This window comes from Streptomyces melanosporofaciens, from assembly GCF_900105695.1.
GTDB lineage: Bacteria > Actinomycetota > Actinomycetes > Streptomycetales > Streptomycetaceae > Streptomyces > Streptomyces antimycoticus.
The window spans coordinates 1,606,966-1,627,811 of record NZ_FNST01000002.1; the positions used below are offsets into that span (position 1 = coordinate 1,606,966).

A 20,846-nucleotide genomic window follows, 5' to 3' on the forward strand; every position below is an offset into this window, starting at 1 on the left:
GTTATGACCGCCGCACCGGCGATATCGATGTAGCGTTCAACCATGCGTGAGCTCAGCCATCGGCGGCGCATGCTCGTGCTGGCGATTTGCTGCATGAGCCTGCTGCTCGTCAGCCTCGACAACACCGTCCTCAACGTCGCCCTGCCCTCGATCCGAAGCGATCTGCACGCCTCCGTCTCCGGGATGCAGTGGACGATCGACGCGTACACCCTGGTCCTCGCCGCGCTTTTGATGCTCTCGGGGTCGACGGCCGACCGGGTGGGACGCAAGCGCACCTTCCAGACCGGCCTGGTGATCTTCACCCTCGGGTCGGGGCTGTGCAGCCTCGCGCCCAACCTGGAGACGCTGGTCATCTTCCGCATGGTGCAGGCGATCGGCGGTTCGATGCTGAACCCCGTCGCCATGTCGATCATCACCAACGTCTTCACCGAGCCCAGGGAACGGGCCCGCGCCATCGGAGTCTGGGGCGGGGTCGTCGGCATCAGCATGGCCGCCGGGCCGATCGTGGGCGGCGTACTGGTGGAGTCCGTCGGCTGGCGCTCAATTTTCTGGATAAACCTTCCGGTCGGGATCGCGGCGCTGCTCCTCACCGCCCGCTACGTACCGGAGTCGCGTGCCCCCAAGCCGCGCCGGGCCGACCCCGTCGGCCAGCTACTGGTCGTCGCGGTGCTGGGCACCATCACGTACGCGATCATCGAGGCGCCGGACCGCGGCTGGGACTCGCCGCTGATCGTGACCTTCGCGGCCATCGCCGCCGTGGGGCTCCTCGCGCTGATCCGCTACGAGCTGCGGCGTGAGGAACCGCTGATCGATGTGCGGTTCTTCCACAGCGCGCCATTCAGCGGGGCGACGGTGGTCGCGGTGTGCGCCTTCGCGGCGCTCGGCGGCTATCTCTTCATGAACACGCTCTATCTGCAGGACGTGCGAGGGCTCGACGCGCTCCACGCCGGACTGTGGATGCTGCCCATGGCGTTCATGTGCTTCGTCTGCGCGCCGCTGTCCGGGCGGCTGGTGGGCGCCCGCGGGCCCCGGCCGTCGATGCTGGTGGCAGGGGTGGCCATAACGGCCAGCGGGGTGATGTTCGCCGTCTTCGACGTCCAGACGACCGATCTCGGACTCCTGATCGGCTATGCGATGTTCGGCCTCGGCTTCGGCATGGTCAACGCGCCCATCACGAATACGGCGGTCTCCGGGATGCCCCGCTCCCAGGCCGGGGTCGCCGCGGCCGTGGCCTCCACCAGCCGCCAGGTGGGCCAGTCGCTCGGCGTCGCGGTCATCGGCGCGGTGCTGGCGGCGGGCGCCGCGTCGGCGGCGGCGGGCCAGATGGGGCACGCCGCCTCGCCCGCGGCCGCTGCCGCGTTCGTGGACGCCGCCCGACCGGCCTGGTGGATCATCGCCGGATGCGGTGCCGTCATCCTGCTGCTGGGGATGGTGACCACGGGCCGCTGGGCCGAGAAGACGACCCGGCGCGCGGCCGCGCTGCTCGAGGAGAGCGCGCCTGCGGGACGGGCATCGGCGAACGCGAAGGCGTAGTTGGCGCGAGGGGGGCGGGCGTCCGGCGCACGGTGCCGCCTGCGGCGGGCTGTTCCCCTCCCCGCCCCTTCCCGCGGCATCGCTATGCGGCTCCGCCGCGTGGTGGCGCTCCGCGCCAGCCCCCGGGCCGGACGCCCCGGAGGGGTCCAGGGGCGGGCCCCGGAGAACGGGCCCCAGAGGCCGAGCCCCGGGCAACGGGGTCCAGGGGCGGAGCGAACGGGGTTTAGGGGCCGAGCCCCCGAAAACGGGGGTCCAGGAGCCGAGCCCCCGAAAACGGGGTCCAGGGGCGGAGCCCCTGGTTACGGGAAGGGGCGGGGAGGGGAAAGATCCGCAGCACGGCGGGCCCGAGGCCCGGCGAGTCAGACTGCCGCCGGGGCGGCCTCCGCCGTAGACCCGGGGTCCGCTCCCGCCCCGGCCCCCTCCGCGAGCGCCAGCGCATGCAGCCGCTCCAGGCGCTCATGCGTCTCCGCGTCCGCCGGGGTGTAGGTGAGCAGCTTGGGGCCCTGCCTCGGGCCGGTCCACAGGCTCGTGGAGGCCAGCCGGAGGATGCCGACCTGCGACTGGCGGTAGACCTTGATCTTGTCGCCGGGCCGGACCACCTCATGCCGCGCCCAGATCTCCCGGAACTCCGCCGAGGCGTCCTCCAGCCGCTTCACCATCGCCTTCCAGGCGGGCTCGGCGACATGCTCGGCCATGACGGCGCGGAACTTGGCCGCCATGAGCCGGATCGTCTCGTCCCGGTCCACCAGGCTCGAACGCCACTCGTCATGGGTGAAGGCCAGCCACAGGCAGTTGCGGTCCTCCGGCGGCACCTTGTCGAGGTCGCACATCATCAGCCGGTAGGTGCGGTTGTAGGCGAGCAGGTCGAAGCGGCTGTTCTGGACGCAGGCGGGGAACGGCTCCAACTGCTCCAGCATGCGCCGCAGCGACTGCGGAACGCCCGTGCACTCGCTCGCCGGGCTCGGATCGACGGTCCCGGCGAGCGCGAAGAGATGGGCCCGCTCGCTGCGGTCCAGGATCAGCGCACGGGCGATGGCGTCGAGGACCTGCGCCGAGACATGGATGTCGCGGCCCTGCTCCAGCCACGTGTACCAGGTCACGCCGACGGTCGAGAGCTGTGCGACCTCCTCGCGGCGCAGACCGGGGGTGCGCCGACGGCGGCCCCGGGGCAGCCCCACCTGCTCAGGGGTGATCCGCTCCCGCCGGCTCCGCAAGAACGCGGCCAGCTCGCCCCGTCGTATCTCGGCCCCCGCACTCCTGCTCCCGGCCGTGGCACCGGGCGTGGCACCGGCCGTGGCTTCCTGCACCATCGTGGTCATGGCTCCAGGGTGCCTGAAGGGCTCAGCCGGTTGCCAGGTACTTCTTGTACCAGGATAAAGACACTCTGGTACCAGCTTGAGCAACCCAGGATCTTCGTAAGCGTGACCGAAACGCAGATTTCCACGATACGAACGAGAAACGCCGCCCCGGACGCAGCGAAGACGACCGGGAAGACCACCGGCACGAAGACCGCAGGCACGAAGACCACCGGCGGAAAGACCACCGGGCGGACGACCCACACCTCCTCCGGCCCCGCGCTGAGCCCCCTCGGGCTGTTCACCGTGCTGCTGGGCGCGGCGCTGCCGCTGATCGACTTCTTCATCGTCAACGTGGCCCTGCCCACCATGGACCACGACCTCCACGCCGGTCCGGCCGTACTGGAGCTCGTCGTCGCCGGATACGGCGTGGCGTACGCGGTGCTGCTGGTCCTCGGCGGCCGGCTGGGCGACACCTTCGGACGGCGCAGGCTCTTCCTCGCCGGGATGGCGGCCTTCGGGCTGACCTCGCTTGCCTGCGGGCTCGCGCCGGACGCCTGGAGCCTGGTGGGCGCCCGGGTGGCGCAGGGCGCCTCGGCCGCGCTGATGCTGCCCCAGGTGCTGGCCACGATCCACTCCTCGACCAGCGGGACGCACCGCGCCCGCGCGCTCAGCATGTACGGCGCGACGGCCGGTCTGTCCATGGTCGCGGGGCAGATCCTGGGCGGTGTGCTGGTGGCCGCCGACATCGCGGGCACCGGGTGGCGCGCGGTCTTCCTGGTCAATGTGCCGGTCGCGGTGATCGGCCTGATCCTCGCGGTCCGTACGGTCCCCGAGACCCGTTCGAACCGGCCCGCACCGGTGGACGTGCCGGGCACCGTGCTGCTCGCGCTGTCGCTGATCACGCTGATGGTCCCGCTGACCGAGGGGCGGGCCGCGGGCTGGCCGCTGTGGACCTGGCTGGCGCTGGGCGCGTTCCCGTTCGTGGCCGTCGCGTTCTACGTCGTGGAGCGGCGCGCCGACCGGGCCGGACGCACACCGCTGCTGCCGCCGAGCCTGTTCGCGCTGAACGGGCTGCGGCGCGGGCTGCCGATGGTGGTGCCGTTCTCGATCGGCTTCGGTGGCTTCATGTTCGTCATCGCGGTCGCACTGCAGCAGGGGCTGCGGTACGGGCCGGTCGAGGCCGGACTGGCGCTGGCGCCGATGGCCACGACGTTCTTCGTGGCCTCGCTGATGGGTCCGCGCCTGGTGGGCCGGTACGGCAGCCGTGTGGTGACCGCGGGCGGGCTGATCCAGGCCGTGGGCATCGCGATGCTGATGGTGGCCGTATGGCGCGACTGGCAGGGTCTGTCGCTGGCCGGGCTGCTGCCGGGGGTCGCATTGGCCGGGTTCGGGCAGGGGCTGCAGCTTCCGGTGCTGATCCGGATCGTGCTGGCCGATGTGCCGAACGAGCGGGCCGGGGTCGGGAGCGGCGTGATGGTCACCACCCAGCAGTCCGCGCTGGCGCTGGGCGTGGCGACGCTCGGCACGCTCTTCCTGTCCCTGGAGCCGTCGATGGGCATGGGTGACGCGCTGGTCATCACGCTCGCGGCCCAGCTCGCGGCGATCGCCCTGACCCTGCTGCTGAGCCTGCGCCTGCCGCGCGCGGTGGCATAGGGGGCGCAGGGAGGGGACGATGACTGGTAGGCGATGACAGATATTGAAATCTGTCATCGCACATGCCACGCTTTCCTTGGGAACACCCCCACCTCGCTATCCCAAGGAGCACCCCCCGTGCAGAAACGTCAGCTCGGCACCGCCGGTCCCCAGGTCTCCGCGATCGGCCTCGGCTGTATGGGCATGTCCCCCGGATACGGCGCCCACGTCGACCGCGCCGAGTCCATCGCCACCCTCCACGCCGCGCTCGACGCCGGGATCACCCTGCTCGACACCGGCGACTTCTACGGCATGGGCCACAACGAACTGCTCGTCAACGAGGCCCTGCGCACCGCCCCCGCCGCCCACCGCGAACGCGCCCTGACCAGCGTGAAGTTCGGCGCCCTGCGCGGCCCGGACGGCGCCTGGCTGGGCCATGACGGCCGTCCCGCCGCCGTCAAGAACTTCCTCGCGTACTCGCTCCAGCGGCTGGGCACCGACCACATCGACATCTACCGGATCGCCCGCCTCGACCCGGCCGTCCCGATCGAGGAGACGGTCGGGGCGATCGCCGAGGCCGTACAGGCGGGCCACGTACGGCATATCGGCCTCTCGGAGGTGGGCCCCGAGACCATCCGGCGGGCCGCCGCCGTCGCCCCGATCTCGGATCTGCAGATCGAGTACTCGCTGCTCGAGCGCGGCATCGAGGACGAGATCCTGCCCGTCTGCCGTGAGCTGGGCATCGGGATCACTCCGTACGGGGTGCTCTCGCGCGGCCTGATCAGCGGCCACTGGAGCCGCGAGCGCACCACCGACGCACAGGACTTCCGCAGCGTGGCCCCGCGGTTCCGGGCCGAGAACCTCGACCGCAACCTGGACCTCGTGGAAGCCCTCCGCAAGATCGCCGACGGCAAGGGCGTCAGCGTCGCCCAGATCGCCATCGCCTGGGTGCTGGCGCAGGGCCTCCGGCACGCCACCGCCATCGTCCCGCTCATCGGATCCCGCCGCCGCGACCAGCTGACCGAGGCCCTGGGGGCGCTTGACGTTACGCTCGACGCCGACGATATGGCCGCCGTCGAGGAGGCCGTGCCGGCGAACGCCGCCGCGGGCACCCGCTACCCGGAGGCCCAGATGGCCACCCTCGACAGCGAGAAGAAGTAAGGGACCCGATGCCGCCGTCCGAGACCCCCCTGACGCCCGCCCGCATCCTCGAAGCCACCGAGGACGTGCTGCGCCGCTACGGCCCCGCGAAGGCCACGGTGGTGGACGTGGCCCGGGCGCTGGGGGTCAGCCACGGCAGCGTCTACCGCCACTTCCGCTCGAAGACGGCACTGCGCGAGGCGGTCACCGCGCGGTGGCTCGACCAGGAGCACGACACCCTGTCCCGCATAGCCCGCGGCAAGACCCCCGCGACCGAGCGGCTGGAGAACTGGCTGCTCACCCTGTTCGCCGCCAAGCGCCGTAAGGCGGGCGTCGATCCGGAGCTCTTCGCCACGTACCTGGCGCTGGCCTCCGAGAACAGCGAGACCGTGGCACGCCATGTCGAGACGATGCTCGACCAGCTCACCACGATCGTCGAAAATGGCATCGCCAGTGGCGAGTTCACCATGCGGGACGCCCGCGCCACGGCCCGCGCGCTCTGGGACGCGACGACGCGATTCCACGACCCCGTCTACGCGCCCCGGTGGTCGGACCCGGACATGGACCCGGCCTTCGCGGCCGTCTGCGAACTCCTCGTCGACGGCCTGCGAGCCCGCTAGACCGCCGGGGGCACAGGGCCGCCGGTCACCCCTGGCAGGTCATCCCTGAGAGGCGGCCCACCACAGAATGACCGCGGCCGCCGCGAAACAGGCCAGCATGATCAGGAGGACCTGCCGCCGCGCCGCCGCGTCGGCGGTCATTCGGGGCGAGCCGAGGGCTCCGTGCGCCTGGGCAAGGTGGTCGAGTCCCTTGTGGCGGGCGCCGCCGGAGGTGATCCGCTCCTGCCAGTCGCAGTGCTCGCAGCCGAGCAGCCGCCGTTGCCCCGGACCGTAGCCGTAGCTCACCTCGAAGACCGTGCCGTCCTCGCGGGTGGCGGTGATGTGATGTGTCACGCCTCGCACGATTGGTGAACCCCCCGTTCTGCCGAGCCGACGGGCCCCGGTGCCACGGACATGGCGTCCGCGGCGCCGGAGCCCGTCGTCGGGTATGTATCCGGTGCCCGTGGTCCGGGCGCGATGGCCCGGGCCAGGTCAGCAGCCGATCAGGCGGCCGCCGAGGTAGGACTGGATCTGGTCGAGGGAGACCCGCTCCTGCTTCATCGTGTCGCGCTCACGCACGGTCACGGCGTTGTCGTCGAGGGTGTCGAAGTCCACGGTGACGCAGAAGGGCGTGCCGATCTCGTCCTGGCGACGGTAGCGGCGGCCGATCGCGCCCGCGTCGTCGAACTCGATGTTCCAGTGCTTGCGCAGGTCCGCCGCGAGCCCCTTGGCCTTCGGCGAGAGCTGCGGGTTGCGGGACAGCGGCAGCACCGCGACCTTGACCGGCGCCAGGCGCGGGTCGAGCCGCATCACGGTGCGCTTCTCCATCTTGCCCTTGGCGTTGGGCGCCTCGTCCTCGACGTACGCGTCGAGCATGAAGGCCAGCATCGCGCGGCCCACGCCCGCCGCCGGCTCGATGACGTAGGGGGTCCAGCGCTCGCCGGCCTCCTGGTCGAAGTACGACAGGTCCTGGCCGGAGGCGGCCGAGTGCGCCTTCAGGTCGAAGTCGGTGCGGTTGGCCAGGCCCTCCAGCTCGCCCCACTCCGAGCCGCCGAAGCTGAAGCGGTACTCGATGTCAGCGGTGCGCTTGGAGTAGTGGGAGAGCTTCTCCTTCGGGTGCTCGTACCACCGGATGTTCGCCTCCTGGAGACCGAGGTCCCGGTACCAGTTCCAGCGCTGCTCCATCCAGTACTCGTGCCACGTCTCGTCCTCGCCCGGCTTGACGAAGAACTCCATCTCCATCTGCTCGAATTCACGCGTACGGAAGATGAAGTTTCCCGGCGTGATCTCGTTGCGGAACGACTTGCCGACCTGGGCGATACCGAACGGCGGCTTCCGGCGCGAGGTCTGCTGGACGGCGAGGAAGTTGGTGAAGATGCCCTGGGCGGTCTCGGGGCGCAGATACGCGATCGAGCCGGAGTCCTGGGTCGGGCCGAGGTGGGTGGCGAGCAGCCCGGAGAACTGCTTGGGCTCGGTGAAGCTGCCCTTGTTGCCGCAGTGCGGGCAGTTCACGTCGGCCAGGCCGTTCTCGGGGAGGCGGCCGTGCTTGGCCTCGTACGCCTCCTCCAGGTGGTCCGCGCGGAACCGCTTGTGACAGGAGGTGCACTCGGTGAGCGGGTCCGTGAAGGTGGCGACGTGGCCGGACGCCTCCCACACCTCACGGGCCAGGATCACGGACGAGTCGAGTCCGACGACGTCGTCACGAGAGGTGACCATCGAACGCCACCACTGCCGCTTGATGTTCTCCTTCAGCTCCACACCGAGCGGTCCGTAGTCCCAGGCGGCTCGCTGGCCGCCGTAGATTTCGCTGCACGGGTAGACGAAGCCACGGCGCTTGCTGAGGCTGACGATGGTGTCGATCTTGTCGGCGGCCACGGTGCTCTCTTCATTGATGACGACATTGACGACGAAGCGAATGCTTCAGGTTACCGGCGGCGGCACCCCCCGGATCAAATCGGTAGTCGAAGCGATCAACAAGAGGACAGTTGTTGACAATCGTTTCCATCTTTGTTGAAAATGAGAGTCATGAACATACGTCGCCTCAGGCCCATAACCGCCCTCGTCGGAGCCGCCGCGCTGGGTCTGACCACCCTCACAGCCTGCTCCTCCAACAGCGGAGACGGAAGGACGGACGGCAAGCTGGATGTGGTGGCGTCGTTCTATCCCCTGCAGTTCCTCGCCCAGCGGATCGGCGGGGACGCCATCCATGTGTCCTCCCTGACCAAGCCCGGCGTCGAACCGCACGATCTGGAGATCAGCCCCCGGCAGACCGCCGACCTCAGCGAGGCCGGTCTGGTGGTCTATCTCAAGGGGCTCCAGCCCTCCGTCGACCGGGCCATCGGACAGGCCGAGCCGAGGCACGTGGCCGACGCCGCCGCGTACACCACGCTGGAGGACCACGGCACCGATGTCGAGGGCGACCACGACCACGGGGGCGAAGGCGATCACGGGGGCGAAGGCGACCACGGGGCCGAAGGCGATCACGGGGGCGAGGGCGATCACGGGGGCGAGGGCGAGGAAGGGCACGAGGGCCACGCCCACTCCGGCGACGCCGCCGCCGACCCCCACATCTGGCTGGACCCGGTGCGCTACGCCCAGGTCGCCAAGGGCGTCGGCAAGGCGCTGGAGAAGGCCGACCCCGATCACGCCACGACGTACAAGAAGAACACCACCGCCCTGGTCAAGGAGCTGACCACGCTCGATCAGGACTTCCGGAGCGGTTTGAAGGACCGTTCTTCGGACACCTTCATCACGACCCACGCCGCCTTCGGCTACCTCGCCGAGCGCTACGGCCTGCGGCAGGAGGCGATCTCGGGGCTCGACCCCGAGTCCGAGCCCAGCCCGGCCCGGATCAAGGGGCTGCACAGCGTCGCCAAGAAGGAGAAGGTCAACACCGTCTTCTTCGAAACCCTCGTGAGCGACCGAACGGCGAAGACGCTGGCGGGCGATCTCCATCTGCGGACCGATGTGCTCGATCCCATCGAGGGCATCGGCGACAAGTCCAAGGGTGACGACTACATCCAGGTCATGCGATCCAATCTGAAGGCCCTGCAGAAGGCGCTGGGCACCAAGTGACGGACCACCCCACGGAGGTCGAGGAAACGATGGCGACCGAGGAACCCATGGAAGCCGAGGAGCCGGACATAGCCCCGACCGCGCCCCCGCACCCGGGACCGGCCACGGGCGCACCCACGCATCCGGCACCGGCCACCCATCCGGCTCCCACCGCGGACCCCATATCCCTGCGCGGCGCCACCGCCACCCTCGGTGGCCGCCCCGTGCTGCGCGGCATCGATCTGACCGTCCGCCGCGGCGAGGTCGTGGCGCTGCTCGGCGCCAACGGCTCGGGCAAGTCCACCGCCGTACGGTCCATCGTCGGCCAGGTGCCGCTCAGCGGCGGTGAGCTGGCCCTCTTCGGCACGCCCCGCCGCCGCTTCCGCGACTGGGCCCGGATCGGTTACGTACCGCAGCGCACCACCGCCGCCAGCGGTGTCCCCGCGACCGTGCGCGAGGTCGTCTCGGCGGGCCGGCTGGCGCGCCGCCGGTTCGGCCCGCCGCGCAAGGCGGACCGGGCGGCCGTTCAGCGGGCCCTGGAGCTCGTCGGCATGGCCGACCGCGCCCGGGACCCGGTGAGCGCCCTCTCCGGCGGTCAGCACCAGCGCGTGCTGATAGCCCGCGCCCTCGCGGGCGAACCGGAACTGCTGATCATGGACGAGCCGATGGCCGGGGTGGACCTCGCCAGCCAGGAGATCCTCGCGGGCACCCTCCGCGAGCAGGTCGCCACCGGCGCCACGGTCCTCCTCGTCCTCCATGAGCTCGGCCCACTGGAGCCGCTGATCGACCGCGCGGTGGTGCTGCGCGACGGCTGTGTGGTCCACGACGGACCGCCGCCCAAGGCCGTGGGCCAGCACGCGCTGCCCGGCCATGACCACGTCCATCCCCATGCGGCGCCCGACGCCGAACCGATCCGGACAGGGTTGCTGACCTGAGATGCTCGAGATCCTCGACTACGCCTTCATGCAGCGGGCCCTGCTCGCCGCAGTCCTGGTGGGCATCACCGCGCCCGCCGTCGGCATCTACCTCGTCCAGCGCCGCCAGGCGATCATGGGCGACGGGATCGGCCATGTCGCCCTTACCGGCGTCGCCCTCGGCTTCCTGACCGGCGCCAACCCCGTGTGGACCGCCGTCGCCGTCTCCGCCCTCGGCGCGATCGTCATGGAGCTGATCCGCTGGTACGGCAAGACCCGTGGCGATCTCGCGCTCGCGATGCTCTTCTACGGCGGGATGGCGGGCGGTGTGCTGCTGATCAACCTCTCGCCGACCGGCTCCAACGCCAACCTCACCACCTATCTCTTCGGCTCGATCACCACGGTCTCCCCCGAGGACGTCGTCGCGATCTCCCTCCTCGCCGCCTTCGTCGTCCTGATCACCTTGGGGCTGCGCCGCCAGTTGTTCGCGGTGTGCCAGGACGAGGAGTTCGCCCGGGTGACCGGCCTCCCGGTGCGCACGCTCAACCTGCTGCTGGCCATCACCGCGGCCGTCACGGTCACCGTCGCCATGCGCGTCGTCGGCCTGCTCCTGGTCAGCGCCCTGATGGTGGTCCCGGTCGCCGCCGCCCAGCAGGCCACCCGGGGCTTCGCGATGACGCTCGCGCTGGCGATCACCATCGGTGTCGTGGTGACCCTGTCCGGCACGGTCTTCTCCTTCTACAAGAACGTCCCGCCCGGCGCGAGCATCGTCGTCCTCGCCATCGGCGTCTTCGCCGCGATCACGGCGCTGGCCGCGCCCCTGGCGAAAAGACGCGCTCGACGGGTGGCCGCGGTCGGGGAAGGGTGCACGGTGAGGGACGATGTACTCGTATAACGACTCTCGTACAACGACTACCGACGATGTACTCGTATAGTCCACGCACTCGCACGCTCGACCACCCTGTCTGTCGCTCTCGTCCGTCACCCGAGCGATAACTGGCACAATGGCCGGGCAGAAGACGCAGTGGGCGCGGAGAGAGCCCCGAGAGCGACGGAGCATGTGAGGTTGAGGAGGCAGCTGTGGTGACCGCGGGTCCCCCAGTACGCGGCCGGTCCACCAGGCAGCGCGCCGCGGTGGCGGCAGCGCTGGACGAGGTGGACGAGTTCCGCAGTGCGCAAGAGCTCCACGACATGCTCAAGCACCGCGGCGACTCGGTGGGCCTGACCACCGTCTACCGCACCCTCCAGTCCCTCGCCGACGCCGGCGAGGTCGACGTCCTCCGCACCACCGAGGGCGAGGCGGTCTACCGCCGCTGCAACAGCGAGGAGCACCACCACCACCTGGTCTGCCGCGCCTGCGGCAAGGCGGTGGAGGTGGAGGGCCCCGCCGTCGAGAAGTGGGCCGACGCGATCGCCGCCGAGCACGGCTTCGTGGACGTGGCCCACACGATCGAGATCTTCGGCACCTGCGGCGATTGCGCGGCGGTGAAGGCTGCGCGGGATTGATCTCCGTCGGGGTTGTGGGTACGGTGCCTGACGTGACGAGCCCTGAATCAGACAGAGCGGAGCCGCCGGTCGTTCGGCGGCGAGCAGTTGTCTGAACCGCTGACCTGAGTTTTGGGTCGATCTCGCTTCCAGCGACCGGACACGACTCCGTGTGTCTGGTCCCGTTCCGGGCTCGCCGTATCCATGGCGTCGTCATGACGTATTCATGGCTCGTCATGGCGTAGTCCGACATCCAGCACGCGGCTGTTCTTGCCCGCATCCGCTCTTCGCTGGAGTCGACCTCTTGCCTGTTTTCCTTTACGTCCTCGCGCTCGCTGTCTTCGCGCAAGGAACGTCCGAGTTCATGCTGTCCGGTCTCGTACCGGGCATTGCCCAAGACCTCTCCGTGTCGGTGGGAGCCGCGGCGAGCCTGACGTCCGCGTACGCGATCGGGATGATCGTCGGCGCCCCGGTGATGGCCGCGCTGAGCGCGCGGTGGCCACGGCGGATGGCGCTGGCGGGGTTTCTGACGGCGTTCGTGGTCGTGCATGTGATCGGCGCGGTGACGACGGACTTCGCCGTGCTCTTCGGTACTCGGATCGTCGCCGCCATCGTCAATGCCGGTTTCCTGGCGGTCGCGATGTCCGTCGCGACGGCTCTCGTCCCGGCGGCGCAGCACGCCAGGGCCACCGCCGTTCTGCTGTCCGGGGTCACCCTGTCGTGCGTCGCGGGTGTTCCCGCGGGGGCATTGCTCGGGGAGTGGTGGGGCTGGCGCTCCGCGTTCTGGGCCGTGGCGGCCCTGTGCCTGCCCGCGCTGGCTCTGGTCTTCCGTCGGGCGCCCGCCGACGCGACTGGTCGGGAGGACGTGTCGATCAGGCGGGAAGCGCGTGTGGTGGCGTCGCGCCCGGTGCAGTGGGCCATGGTCCTGGCGGCGGTCGTCAACGGGGCGACGTTCGCGACCTTCGCCTACCTTGCCGTCATCGCCACGGACATCACCCACCTCCCCGACGCCGCCGTCCCCGCCCTTCTCGCCGCCTTCGGGGTGGGTGCGTTCGTCGGGGTGACCACGGCCGGCCGTAGGGCCGACGGCGAGTTCGGGAGGGGCCTGCTCCTGGCCGTCTGTGCTTTGCCGGTCGGCTGGGCAGTATTGGCCGCGGCCGGCCCCTACGCGGCTCCGCTCTTCATCGTGACGATCCTCCAGGGCGGCCTGTCGTTCGGCATCGGCTCGGCCCTCGTCACCCGCGTCATGCGTACGGCCTCCCAGGCTCCTTCGCTGGGCGGCTCGTTCGCCACGGTCGCGCTGAACGCGGGTGCCTTCTTGGGCCCGTTGGTCGCGGGCGTCGTGACGGAGACGACGGGCGACTACCGGGGCGCGGTGTGGGTCAGCGCCGCGCTGGCCGCGATGGCGGTGGGTGCTGTTGCCGCTTCGCGGGGATGGGGTGCCGGCGTGGGGGTCGAGGAAGCCGGATAGTGACGTCGATCCGCGCTGCGGGAGCTGGACTTTCGCACTCCCCCGTTGAGCGCTTGTCGTACAAAACCCTCAGGCTAGGGCGGCGACCATCACGGACCGTTCAATATGGCCCCTACAGCGAGTGAAGGATGCTGACGCGCCGCCGATGGTTCTCGGGTGGGGAGCTGTCCGAGGTGGGGCCGTGATCTAGCCGGGCCGGCCGTGCCCGGTCAGGGACGTAACGAGTGCTGCGGCGATGTCGCGAAGCCGGTCGGGTTCGTGGTGTGCGCGTTCCATGACCGCCAGGCCCCGGGTCGTGGTGACCACGAGGCGGGCCGCGGAACGGAGATCGACCGCGAGGTCGTCATCGTCGATCGCGGCCAGCCCGTTGTGGACGGTGTCTTCGAGGTCGTCGAGGAACGTGCGCACCACGGTTTCGACCTGCGGTATCTCCGAGCTGGCTTCGATCACCGTCCGGGTGGACAGGCAGCCTCGGGAGGGCGTTCCCGCCGTGATCGACCGGATGCAGTGGTCGAAGAAGGCCAGCAGTGCCGAGTGCCGGTCGTCCTGGCCCAGCGCCTGGGCCGCGCCGACGAGGAATGCCCGGGTGTGGTCGCCGAACACCCGCAGGAAGATCTGTTCCTTGCCACCGTAGGCGTGGTAGAGCGAGCCGCGCTGAACGCCGGTGCCGACGGCCAGGTGCAGCATCGTGGTCGCGCGGTACCCGCGGACGGCGAACACCTCCAGGGCGCGGCCGAGCGTCGCCTGTTCGTCGAATTGGCGTACCCCGGCCACCTGACTCCCTCTGCCGCCCCGCCCCGGCCGATCGCCGATCGACCGGCAGCGGAACCTGCGGTCTTTGACAGCGATGTCCAACATAGCTGTGCCGGTGCCGCACTGTCGAAGCCGCCGGGATGGGAAGTCTCCCGGCGGTGGGCGAAGGCGCCCTTTCTCTCCGGGGGCGGTGTCCGGCGACGGTGTCAGGCGGCGGCCGACTGCCCGGTCAGACGCTGGAACAGTTCCCAGGAGGCACGCTCCACCCAGTTGTGCACCAGCTTGCCATCCGAGCGCACCTCCCAGACGGCTGTCCCGGTGAAGGAGATCGGCTGCTGGTCGGGTTCGGTGCCCATGATGCCGTTGTTCTTGCCGTGCACCACCCAGCGCGAGGCGACCCGGCTCCCGTCGTGGTTCTGGAAGGTCTCGACGGCCTCCAGCCTCAAGTCGTTGACTGTGTCCAGGAAAGCCCGGACCCACGCCTTGAAGTTCTCCCGCCCCTCGATGCTCTTACCAGCATTGGTGATCACGAAGTCCTCGACCACGAAGTCGTCAATCTTCTCCGGGGCGCGGCCGTTCCACACTTCCTCCCAGAACGCCTCCACGATCTCAACGGAACTCGCATACGCCATCGGGACACCACCTACTCGATTCAATGTTTGACACCAGTGTCAAACATAGTAGCGGCACTCCCGGCGACGATCGACTCCACTCCCCTGATCTCAACCGCGGTGTCGCCCGACCCGAGGCGCACGTCAGCGGCGGGTGAGGTGGGTGAGGGTGACGCCGTTGGGGAAGGCCGTGCGCTCGGCGACATCGAAGACGGTGGGGTCGAAGGCCCCGTCGAAGACCGGGACTCCGGCACCCGCGACGACCGGGTAGTTCTTGATCACCAGCTCGTCGACCTCGGGCAGGAGGGCACCCGCCAGCTTGCCGCCGCCGCAGAGCCACACGTCCAGCTCCGTGTCCTCCTCCCGCTTGAGCTCGCCTACGAGGGCGAGCGGGTCGCCCGGGACGACGGTGACGGCCGGGTCGATATCGGGCTCGAGGGTGCTGGACACCACGTACTGACGCAGATGCGCGTACGGACTGCCGACACCCGCGTCCAGGGCGGGGCGGTAGGAGCCGAGGCCCATGACGACGGTGTCGAAGTGGCGGTTGGGCGCGTCGACCAGGCCGACCGCGGCACGGTAGGCGGTCGGGACCGTCTCGGGAAACAGTGTGTTGGTCCAGGCCGAGTAGGCGGCGGACTGCCGTTCGTCGCCGCCGGGGAAGAAGTCGTACTCGCCGCCGGGGCCCGCGATGCGGCCATCGAGCGTGACGGCGACGTAGTACACGAGCTTTCGCATCGGTGGTGGCTCCATCCGTAGTACTCTGACTGAAGTGGTGTGAACGTAGTACTACAGATGGAGTGGTGTCAATGGTGCGACGGAACGACGAGCGGCGCGCCGCACTCGTCGACGCGGCGATCGAGGTGTTGGCCAGGGACGGCGCACGCGGCCTGACCTTCCGGGCGGTGGACACCGAGGCCACCGTCCCCGCCGGTACGGCATCCAACTACTTCGCCAACCGCGACGATCTGCTCACCCAGGCCGGCGCCCGTGTCTATGAGCGGCTCCAGCCCGACGAGGCCACGATCGCCCGCCAGCGGGCGGCAGGCCGCGACCGGGAAACCTACGTGGAGCTGATGCGTGAACTCGTCGGCCGCGTCGCCTCGTTCCGCACCGGCTATCTGGCACTGCTGGAGCTCCGTCTCGAGGCCACCCGCCGCCCCGCGCTGCGTACGGTCCTCACCGAGCGGGTGCGGGCCGACGTCGATGCCAACGTCGCCTACCACGAGGCGTCGGGGCTCCCCGGTGACGCCATGGCCGTCAAGCTGCTGATACTGGCTCTGAACTGGCTGATCGTCGAGCAGCTCACTTTGCCGGACGTCTTCACGGAGGCGGAGCGTGACCGGCTGGTGGCGGCCGCGGTGGAACGCATCGTGGCGGCGGAGTAGGCGGGGCGGCGGGGCAGGCGGGCCCCACCCATCCCACCCGGGCCCCGCTCATCCCACCTGCGCGCCCGCCCGCTCAGGTTCTGTGCGGGGTCTGTTGCGGACGGTGCGACCTCACCGTGCGCACAACCGGGCCATTGCCGACTGGCTCTCCTCGTCCGCGGGACGGAAGATCACCAACCGCTGCTCCGGATCTTCAAGCGGTATCAGCACTTCGAAATCCACCGCGATCACACCGACGTCAGGATGCCGCATCACCTTGTGCCCGCGGCCGTTGACCTTGATGTCCCGCTCGGCCCACAAGCGCGCGAATTCCTCGTCACGAGCGATGAATTCGGCAATGCGGTCGGTCAACGCCCGATCCTCCGGATGCGTGGCCCACGCGGCGCGCAGATGGGCGATCCCCTCCCGCACGACACGTTCCCGGTCGACGTAGAACTCGCGTATTTCCGGATGCATCAGGCACAGCCACATCGCATTGCGCTGCGCCGGAGACAGGGTGTCGAAATCCAGGAGCACCCTGGTCATTTCGTGGTTCCAGGCCAGGATGTCGTAGCGGTGGTTCATCAGCATGGCCGGCAGCGGCGACAGGTCGGCGACCAGCCCGGCCAGCGGCGGCGCCGCGGTGGTGGCGGGCTGGTCGGCGTCGCGGGGGCGCTGCTGGGTCAGGTTGAAGAGGTAGGCGCGTTCGACGGGGGCCAGGCGCAGCGCCCGGGCCAGCGCCTCCACCACGTCCGCCGAGGGCCGCAGCCCGCGCCCCTGTTCCAGCCGCACGATGTAGTCGACGCTGACCCCGGCCAGCTCGGCGACCTCTTCGCGGCGCAGCCCCGGGGTCCGCCGGGCCTGCCGACGCGGCGGCAGACCGAGATCGCGCGGGTCCAGCCGTTCGCGCCGGGCCCGCAGGAACGCGGCCAGCTCCTGTGTGGTGTCCACGGTGGGGGTCGTCATATTCGTTCCAACAGCCAGGGTAGGACTGGCCTTCCCAGGAACCTCTTTCCCTTACCTCCGGTTCGCGGCGGTCACAGGCTGGTGCTCGACAACCGATCACGAGCACAGGAGGACACCATGTCGCTCACCCTCGACACCTACCGGCTGCTGGGCCGCTCCGGGCTGCGGGTCTCACCGCTGGCACTGGGCGCGGCGACCTTCGGCACCGAGTCGGGCTGGGGAGCCGAGCGGGACGAGGCGCGCAAGCTGTTCGACCTCTACGTCGAACGAGGCGGCAATCTCATCGACACCGCCAACACCTACAGCAATGGCACTTCCGAGCGCATGCTGGGTGAATTCACCCGCGACAACCGCGAAAGCCTGGTGCTCGCGACGAAATACACGACGCTGCGCCGGCCCGGCGACCCGAATTCCGCGGGCAGTCACCGCAAGAGCCTGTTCACCTCGGTAGAAGCGAGTCTGCGACAGCTCAATACGGACTACATCGATCTGCTCTACCTGCACGTCTGGGATTTCTCGACACCGGTCGAGGAGATCCTGCGCGGCATGGACGATCTGGTCCGGCAGGGCAAGGTCTTGTACGTGGCGATCTGCAACGCCCCGGCCTGGCAGGTTTCGCGCATGCAGACGATCGCCGACCTGCGCGACTGGTCGCCACTGGTCGCGCTGCAGATCGAATACAACCTGATCGAGCGCACCGGGGAGCGTGACCTGATCCCCATGGCACGCGAGATGGGGCTGGGCGTGCTCCCGTATTCACCCCTGGCCGGCGGAGTGCTCACCGGCAAGTACAGCCGCGACGACCTGACCGCGGCGAACGCCGCATCCGAGGACGGCACCCGCAAGAGCTTCAACCTCGCCCTGGGCACGCTCACCGAGCGTAACCTCGCCATCGCCGATGTCGTGAAGGAGGTCGCCACGGAGCTGGGCGTCACACCCGCCCAGGTCGGACTGGCCTGGACCCTGCGGAACCCGGCCGTGACGGCACCGGTCATCGGCGCCCGCACCCCCGCACAGCTGGAGGACAACCTGGGCGCCCTGTCGGTCGACCTCACCGCCGCCCACCTGGCCCGCCTCGACGAGGCCAGTGCGATAGGACTCGGCTTCCCGCACGACATGCTCGCCAGTGACCACATCCGCAACGTGACCGCAGGTGACCTGAAGCTCGAATCCCGCCGCTGATACCTGGGCGCTTACGCGGACGGCGAGTCGTCCTTCCGCTGCTCCTCGTTCGGGATCGCCCCACCGAAGCGGCGGTCCCGCGAGGCGTACTCCAGGCACGCCCGCCACAGATCGCGGCGGTCGAAGTCGGGCCACAGCACGTCCTGGTACACCATCTCGGCGTACGCGCTCTGCCAGATCAGGTAGTTGGACGTCCGCTGCTCGCCCGACGGGCGCAGGAAGAGATCCACATCCGGCATGTCCGGGTAGTAGAGGTACTTCGCGAACGTCTTCTCGTTCACCTTCGACGGATCGAGCCGACCCGACCGGACGTCCTCCGCCAGCGCCTTCGCCGCGTCCGCGATCTCCGCCCGACCGCCGTAGTTCATGCAGAAGTACATGGTCATGGCGTCGTTGTCCTTGGTCTGCTCCTGAGCGACCTGGAGCTCCTGCGCCACCGACTTCCACAGCTTCGGCATCCGGCCCGCCCAGCGGATCCGTACGCCCATCGCGTCCATCTCGTCGCGGCGGCGGCGGATGACATCGCGGTTGAAGTTCATCAGGAAGCGCACCTCGTCGGGCGAGCGCTTCCAGTTCTCGGTCGAGAAGGCGTAGAGGGAGAGGTTCTTGACGCCCATCTCGAGGCAGCCCTTGAGCACGTCCAGCACGACGCCCTCGCCGACCTTGTGCCCCTCGGTGCGCGGCAGCCCGCGCTCCTTGGCCCAGCGGCCGTTGCCGTCCATCACGCACGCCACGTGGGTCGGCACCAGCTCGCCGGGGATCTTCGGCGGCCGGGCGCCGGACGGGTGCGGCTCCGGGGTCCGGTACTCGCGCCGCTGTCGGCCCAGAAACCCGCGTCCTGCCATGCCTGCCACGTCTCCCTCAGCTCTTGCTCTCTGTGCTACTGCCTGTGCTGCTACTTCTCTACGTACCGCAGCGACCGAAGCCCCCGCTCCAGGTGCCAGCTCAAATACGCCGCCACGAGCCCGCTGCCCTCCCGGGCGTGCCGCAGCTCACACGCGTCCGCCGTCTCCCAGTCCCCCGTCAGCAGCGCGCCCAGCAGCGTCAGCGACTCCGCCGAGGGTACGACGCTTCCGGGCACCCGGCACTCGCCGCAGATGACCCCGCCCGCACCGACCGAGAAGAACCGGTTCGGACCGGGCATCCCGCACTTGGCGCAGTCGTTGAAACTCGGTGCGTAACCGTTGACCGCGAGGGAGCGGAGCAGAAACGCGTCCAGCACGAGATGCGGCTCGTGCTCCCCGGCGGCCAGGGTGCGCAGGGCGCCGACGAGGAGCAGATACTGCTGTACGGCGGGCTCGCCCTCGTGGTCGGTGAACCGCTCGGCCGTCTCCAGCATGGCCGTACCGGCGGTGTAGCGAGCGTAATCGGTGACGATCGACCCACCGTACGGCGCGATCGTCTCACTCTGCGTGCACAGCGGCAGCCCGCGCCCGATCAGCTCACCACCGCCGCGCGAGAAGAACTGCACGTCAACGTGGCTGAACGGTTCGAGCCGCGCCCCGAACTTCGACTTCGTACGCCGCACCCCCCGCGCCACGGCGCGGACGCGGCCGTTGTTGCGGGTGAGCAGGCTGATGATCCGGTCCGCCTCACCCAGCTTCTGGGTGCGCAGCACGATGCCGTCGTCGCGGAACAGACTCATGGCGCCCATTGTCCCCTAGCGGGACAGCTGATCGAACCGCCCCGCCTTCACGGCCCGGGTCATCGCCCGGAGGGCGGCGGGGGTGGTGGCGATCACGGTCTGGGGTTCGTCGCTCTCGCGCAGGAGGACGGTGTCCGGGGTTCGAGCCAGCTCGACGCAGTTGTGCTCGGCGTCCTCCCCGAGTACGAGGACTTGCGCCAGTACATGTCAGGGCATCTCCGTCGGGTCAAAGTTGCTGCGCTATCTCATGAACGAAGCCGACCGTGTCCTCTGGCGTGAGCGCCAGGGCTTCCATTTGGTCCAAGATACGGCCGTAGCGCTCCAGGTGAGCCTCCGAGTCGAGGAAGGCCGAACCCGAGGGCGTATCGGCCTGGACGGTGTCCAGCCGCCGGACGGGTCCGGACACATAGAGCATGCTGATGCCCGGGTTGGAAAACCCGCCAGCCGAGAACGGGACCACTTGCACGGTCAGGTTGCCCCGCTCCGATGACTCGATCAGATGCTCCAACTGCCCTCGCATCACCTTCGGACCGCCGAACCTCATCCTCAGCACGGCCTCATGGATGAAGAAGGTGCAGTGCGGCGGATCATCACGGTCCAGCACATCCCGGCGCCTCAGTCGATACGAAACGCTCGCCCGCAACTGCGCCGCGGTGGGACTGGACGTGGCCGTGGCGAACACAGCTTTCGCGTAGTCCTCCGTCTGAAGCAGGCCCGGCACATGCATGATCTGCGCTGAACGCATGGCAACCGCGTGGTGCTCGAGTTCGGCCAGATCGAGTGCGCTCGCGGGTGTCCTGCCTCGGTAGTCCTCCCACCAGCCCCGGCCGCGCTCCTCGTTCATGGCCACGAGGGCGTCGACGTAGGCCCGATCCATGCAGGAGTAGATGGTCGCGAGCGTCCTGATCCGCTCCTCACTCACCCCGAACCGCGCGGCCTCGATGTTGCTGATCCGGGTCCGGTTCACACCGAGGTGCTCACCGGCCTCCGCCACGCTCATCCCGGCTCGCTCGCGCATCTTGCGCAGCTCTGTTCCGATGCGCCGCTGCCTCGCGGTCGTGGCGACCCTCTGCCCCATACGGACTCCTCCCTACGCACCCGGGCGACCCTGTCACTCTTTCAGATAAAAACTGGTTCCACTATGGGAGTGGAACTAGTTACCCGGCATGCTCTATGGTCCTCATCACAGCGTGAGG

At 69.5% G+C, this 20,846-nt stretch carries 22 protein-coding genes; 11 read left to right on the top strand and 11 right to left on the bottom strand.

Annotated elements, in window-relative coordinates; all coding sequences use genetic code 11:
• Window positions 1-42 precede the first annotated feature (42 nt).
• Window positions 43-1,533 (top strand): MFS transporter, encoded by a 1,491-nt coding sequence (locus BLV72_RS09885; protein WP_093461642.1) that lies wholly within the window; start codon window positions 43-45, stop codon window positions 1,531-1,533.
• 359 nt (window positions 1,534-1,892) lie between these two features.
• On the opposite strand, the gene BLV72_RS09890 is transcribed toward BLV72_RS09885, so the two are convergent.
• Window positions 1,893-2,852, bottom strand: coding sequence for a helix-turn-helix transcriptional regulator (locus BLV72_RS09890; RefSeq protein ID WP_466064510.1), 960 nt, complete (start codon window positions 2,850-2,852; stop codon window positions 1,893-1,895).
• Window positions 2,853-2,954: 102 nt separating this feature from the next.
• Here BLV72_RS09890 and BLV72_RS09895 point away from each other — a divergent pair, with 102 nt between their 5' ends.
• The 3 genes from BLV72_RS09895 (at window position 2,955) to BLV72_RS09905 (ending at window position 6,223) form a co-directional block, all read left to right on the top strand.
• Complete coding sequence (locus BLV72_RS09895) at window positions 2,955-4,484, top strand: MFS transporter (RefSeq protein ID WP_208905601.1); 1,530 nt, start codon at window positions 2,955-2,957, stop codon at window positions 4,482-4,484.
• 117 nt (window positions 4,485-4,601) lie between these two features.
• Window positions 4,602-5,624 (top strand): aldo/keto reductase, encoded by a 1,023-nt coding sequence (locus BLV72_RS09900; RefSeq protein ID WP_093461643.1) that lies wholly within the window; start codon window positions 4,602-4,604, stop codon window positions 5,622-5,624.
• Window positions 5,625-5,632: 8 nt separating this feature from the next.
• The gene (locus tag BLV72_RS09905) at window positions 5,633-6,223 is read left to right on the top strand and encodes a TetR/AcrR family transcriptional regulator (RefSeq protein WP_093461645.1); all 591 of its coding nucleotides are present in this window, start codon (window positions 5,633-5,635) and stop codon (window positions 6,221-6,223) included.
• Between the two features lie 39 nt (window positions 6,224-6,262).
• On the opposite strand, the gene BLV72_RS09910 is transcribed toward BLV72_RS09905, so the two are convergent.
• Together BLV72_RS09910 and BLV72_RS09915 are read right to left on the bottom strand one after the other, a co-directional pair.
• Entirely contained in the window at window positions 6,263-6,556 is a 294-nt protein-coding gene (locus BLV72_RS09910) for a hypothetical protein (RefSeq protein ID WP_228052951.1), read from the bottom strand.
• Window positions 6,557-6,694: 138 nt separating this feature from the next.
• Window positions 6,695-8,077 carry a glycine--tRNA ligase gene (locus BLV72_RS09915; RefSeq protein WP_014060587.1) on the bottom strand — a complete coding sequence of 461 codons (1,383 nt, stop codon included), beginning with the start codon at window positions 8,075-8,077 and terminating at the stop codon, window positions 6,695-6,697.
• A gap of 150 nt (window positions 8,078-8,227) precedes the next feature.
• On the opposite strand from BLV72_RS09915, the gene BLV72_RS09920 reads away from it, so the two are divergent.
• From BLV72_RS09920 to BLV72_RS09940, 5 genes are all read left to right on the top strand, one after another.
• Window positions 8,228-9,277, top strand: a complete 1,050-nt coding sequence (locus BLV72_RS09920) for a metal ABC transporter substrate-binding protein (protein WP_093461648.1) — start codon at window positions 8,228-8,230, stop codon at window positions 9,275-9,277.
• Window positions 9,278-9,324: 47 nt separating this feature from the next.
• Window positions 9,325-10,191, top strand: coding sequence for a metal ABC transporter ATP-binding protein (locus tag BLV72_RS09925; protein ID WP_425288510.1), 867 nt, complete (start codon window positions 9,325-9,327; stop codon window positions 10,189-10,191).
• Window position 10,192: 1 nt separating this feature from the next.
• On the top strand, window positions 10,193-11,065 hold the full coding sequence (locus tag BLV72_RS09930; protein ID WP_093461649.1) for a metal ABC transporter permease: 873 nt from the start codon (window positions 10,193-10,195) through the stop codon (window positions 11,063-11,065).
• Between the two features lie 185 nt (window positions 11,066-11,250).
• Complete coding sequence (locus tag BLV72_RS09935) at window positions 11,251-11,676, top strand: Fur family transcriptional regulator (protein WP_093461651.1); 426 nt, start codon at window positions 11,251-11,253, stop codon at window positions 11,674-11,676.
• 283 nt (window positions 11,677-11,959) lie between these two features.
• On the top strand, window positions 11,960-13,126 hold the full coding sequence (locus tag BLV72_RS09940) for a Cmx/CmrA family chloramphenicol efflux MFS transporter (RefSeq protein WP_093461652.1): 1,167 nt from the start codon (window positions 11,960-11,962) through the stop codon (window positions 13,124-13,126).
• Between the two features lie 186 nt (window positions 13,127-13,312).
• On the opposite strand, the gene BLV72_RS09945 is transcribed toward BLV72_RS09940, so the two are convergent.
• From BLV72_RS09945 to BLV72_RS09955, 3 genes are all read right to left on the bottom strand, one after another.
• The gene (locus BLV72_RS09945) at window positions 13,313-13,900 is read right to left on the bottom strand and encodes a TetR/AcrR family transcriptional regulator (protein ID WP_093461654.1); all 588 of its coding nucleotides are present in this window, start codon (window positions 13,898-13,900) and stop codon (window positions 13,313-13,315) included.
• Window positions 13,901-14,085: 185 nt separating this feature from the next.
• Window positions 14,086-14,511, bottom strand: a complete 426-nt coding sequence (locus BLV72_RS09950) for an ester cyclase (protein ID WP_093461655.1) — start codon at window positions 14,509-14,511, stop codon at window positions 14,086-14,088.
• Window positions 14,512-14,634: 123 nt separating this feature from the next.
• Window positions 14,635-15,228 carry a dihydrofolate reductase family protein gene (locus tag BLV72_RS09955; RefSeq protein WP_093461657.1) on the bottom strand — a complete coding sequence of 198 codons (594 nt, stop codon included), beginning with the start codon at window positions 15,226-15,228 and terminating at the stop codon, window positions 14,635-14,637.
• Window positions 15,229-15,299: 71 nt separating this feature from the next.
• Between BLV72_RS09955 and BLV72_RS09960 the strand changes: the two genes are divergently transcribed.
• Window positions 15,300-15,878: a TetR/AcrR family transcriptional regulator gene (locus BLV72_RS09960; protein WP_093461658.1), complete on the top strand. Its 579-nt coding sequence runs from the start codon at window positions 15,300-15,302 to the stop codon at window positions 15,876-15,878.
• 111 nt (window positions 15,879-15,989) lie between these two features.
• On the opposite strand, the gene BLV72_RS09965 is transcribed toward BLV72_RS09960, so the two are convergent.
• Window positions 15,990-16,823, bottom strand: coding sequence for a helix-turn-helix transcriptional regulator (locus BLV72_RS09965; RefSeq protein WP_093461660.1), 834 nt, complete (start codon window positions 16,821-16,823; stop codon window positions 15,990-15,992).
• A 117-nt stretch (window positions 16,824-16,940) separates the two neighbouring features.
• On the opposite strand from BLV72_RS09965, the gene BLV72_RS09970 reads away from it, so the two are divergent.
• Window positions 16,941-18,005 (top strand): aldo/keto reductase, encoded by a 1,065-nt coding sequence (locus tag BLV72_RS09970; protein ID WP_093461661.1) that lies wholly within the window; start codon window positions 16,941-16,943, stop codon window positions 18,003-18,005.
• 11 nt (window positions 18,006-18,016) lie between these two features.
• Here BLV72_RS09970 and BLV72_RS09975 read toward each other — a convergent pair whose 3' ends face one another.
• Genes BLV72_RS09975 through BLV72_RS09990 form a run of 4 tightly spaced genes read right to left on the bottom strand, consistent with a single transcriptional unit; the run spans window position 18,017 to window position 20,728 of the window.
• Entirely contained in the window at window positions 18,017-18,850 is an 834-nt protein-coding gene (locus BLV72_RS09975; RefSeq protein ID WP_093461663.1) for an isoprenyl transferase, read from the bottom strand.
• 50 nt (window positions 18,851-18,900) lie between these two features.
• Window positions 18,901-19,650, bottom strand: a complete 750-nt coding sequence (gene recO / locus BLV72_RS09980) for a DNA repair protein RecO (protein ID WP_093461664.1) — start codon at window positions 19,648-19,650, stop codon at window positions 18,901-18,903.
• A gap of 15 nt (window positions 19,651-19,665) precedes the next feature.
• Complete coding sequence (locus tag BLV72_RS09985) at window positions 19,666-19,851, bottom strand: DUF397 domain-containing protein (RefSeq protein ID WP_342030719.1); 186 nt, start codon at window positions 19,849-19,851, stop codon at window positions 19,666-19,668.
• A 25-nt stretch (window positions 19,852-19,876) separates the two neighbouring features.
• A complete protein-coding gene (locus BLV72_RS09990; RefSeq protein ID WP_093461666.1) occupies window positions 19,877-20,728 on the bottom strand; it encodes a helix-turn-helix domain-containing protein in 852 nt (283 codons plus the stop codon).
• Window positions 20,729-20,846: the final 118 nt, after the last annotated feature.

Excerpts from the sequence above, each read along its gene's own strand:
- BLV72_RS09885 (WP_093461642.1), top strand. The coding sequence starts at position 43 with ATGCGTGAGCTCAGCCATCGGCGGCGCATGCTCGTGCTGGCGATTTGC.
- BLV72_RS09890 (WP_466064510.1), bottom strand. The coding sequence starts at position 2,852 with ATGACCACGATGGTGCAGGAAGCCACGGCCGGTGCCACGCCCGGTGCC.
- BLV72_RS09905 (WP_093461645.1), top strand. The coding sequence starts at position 5,633 with ATGCCGCCGTCCGAGACCCCCCTGACGCCCGCCCGCATCCTCGAAGCC.
- BLV72_RS09920 (WP_093461648.1), top strand. The coding sequence starts at position 8,228 with ATGAACATACGTCGCCTCAGGCCCATAACCGCCCTCGTCGGAGCCGCC.
- BLV72_RS09925 (WP_425288510.1), top strand. The coding sequence starts at position 9,325 with ATGGAAGCCGAGGAGCCGGACATAGCCCCGACCGCGCCCCCGCACCCG.
- BLV72_RS09930 (WP_093461649.1), top strand. The coding sequence starts at position 10,193 with ATGCTCGAGATCCTCGACTACGCCTTCATGCAGCGGGCCCTGCTCGCC.
- BLV72_RS09950 (WP_093461655.1), bottom strand. The coding sequence starts at position 14,511 with ATGGCGTATGCGAGTTCCGTTGAGATCGTGGAGGCGTTCTGGGAGGAA.
- BLV72_RS09955 (WP_093461657.1), bottom strand. The coding sequence starts at position 15,228 with ATGCGAAAGCTCGTGTACTACGTCGCCGTCACGCTCGATGGCCGCATC.
- BLV72_RS09960 (WP_093461658.1), top strand. The coding sequence starts at position 15,300 with ATGGTGCGACGGAACGACGAGCGGCGCGCCGCACTCGTCGACGCGGCG.
- BLV72_RS09965 (WP_093461660.1), bottom strand. The coding sequence starts at position 16,823 with ATGACGACCCCCACCGTGGACACCACACAGGAGCTGGCCGCGTTCCTG.
- BLV72_RS09970 (WP_093461661.1), top strand. The coding sequence starts at position 16,941 with ATGTCGCTCACCCTCGACACCTACCGGCTGCTGGGCCGCTCCGGGCTG.
- BLV72_RS09975 (WP_093461663.1), bottom strand. The coding sequence starts at position 18,850 with ATGGCAGGACGCGGGTTTCTGGGCCGACAGCGGCGCGAGTACCGGACC.
- recO (WP_093461664.1), bottom strand. The coding sequence starts at position 19,650 with ATGAGTCTGTTCCGCGACGACGGCATCGTGCTGCGCACCCAGAAGCTG.
- BLV72_RS09990 (WP_093461666.1), bottom strand. The coding sequence starts at position 20,728 with ATGGGGCAGAGGGTCGCCACGACCGCGAGGCAGCGGCGCATCGGAACA.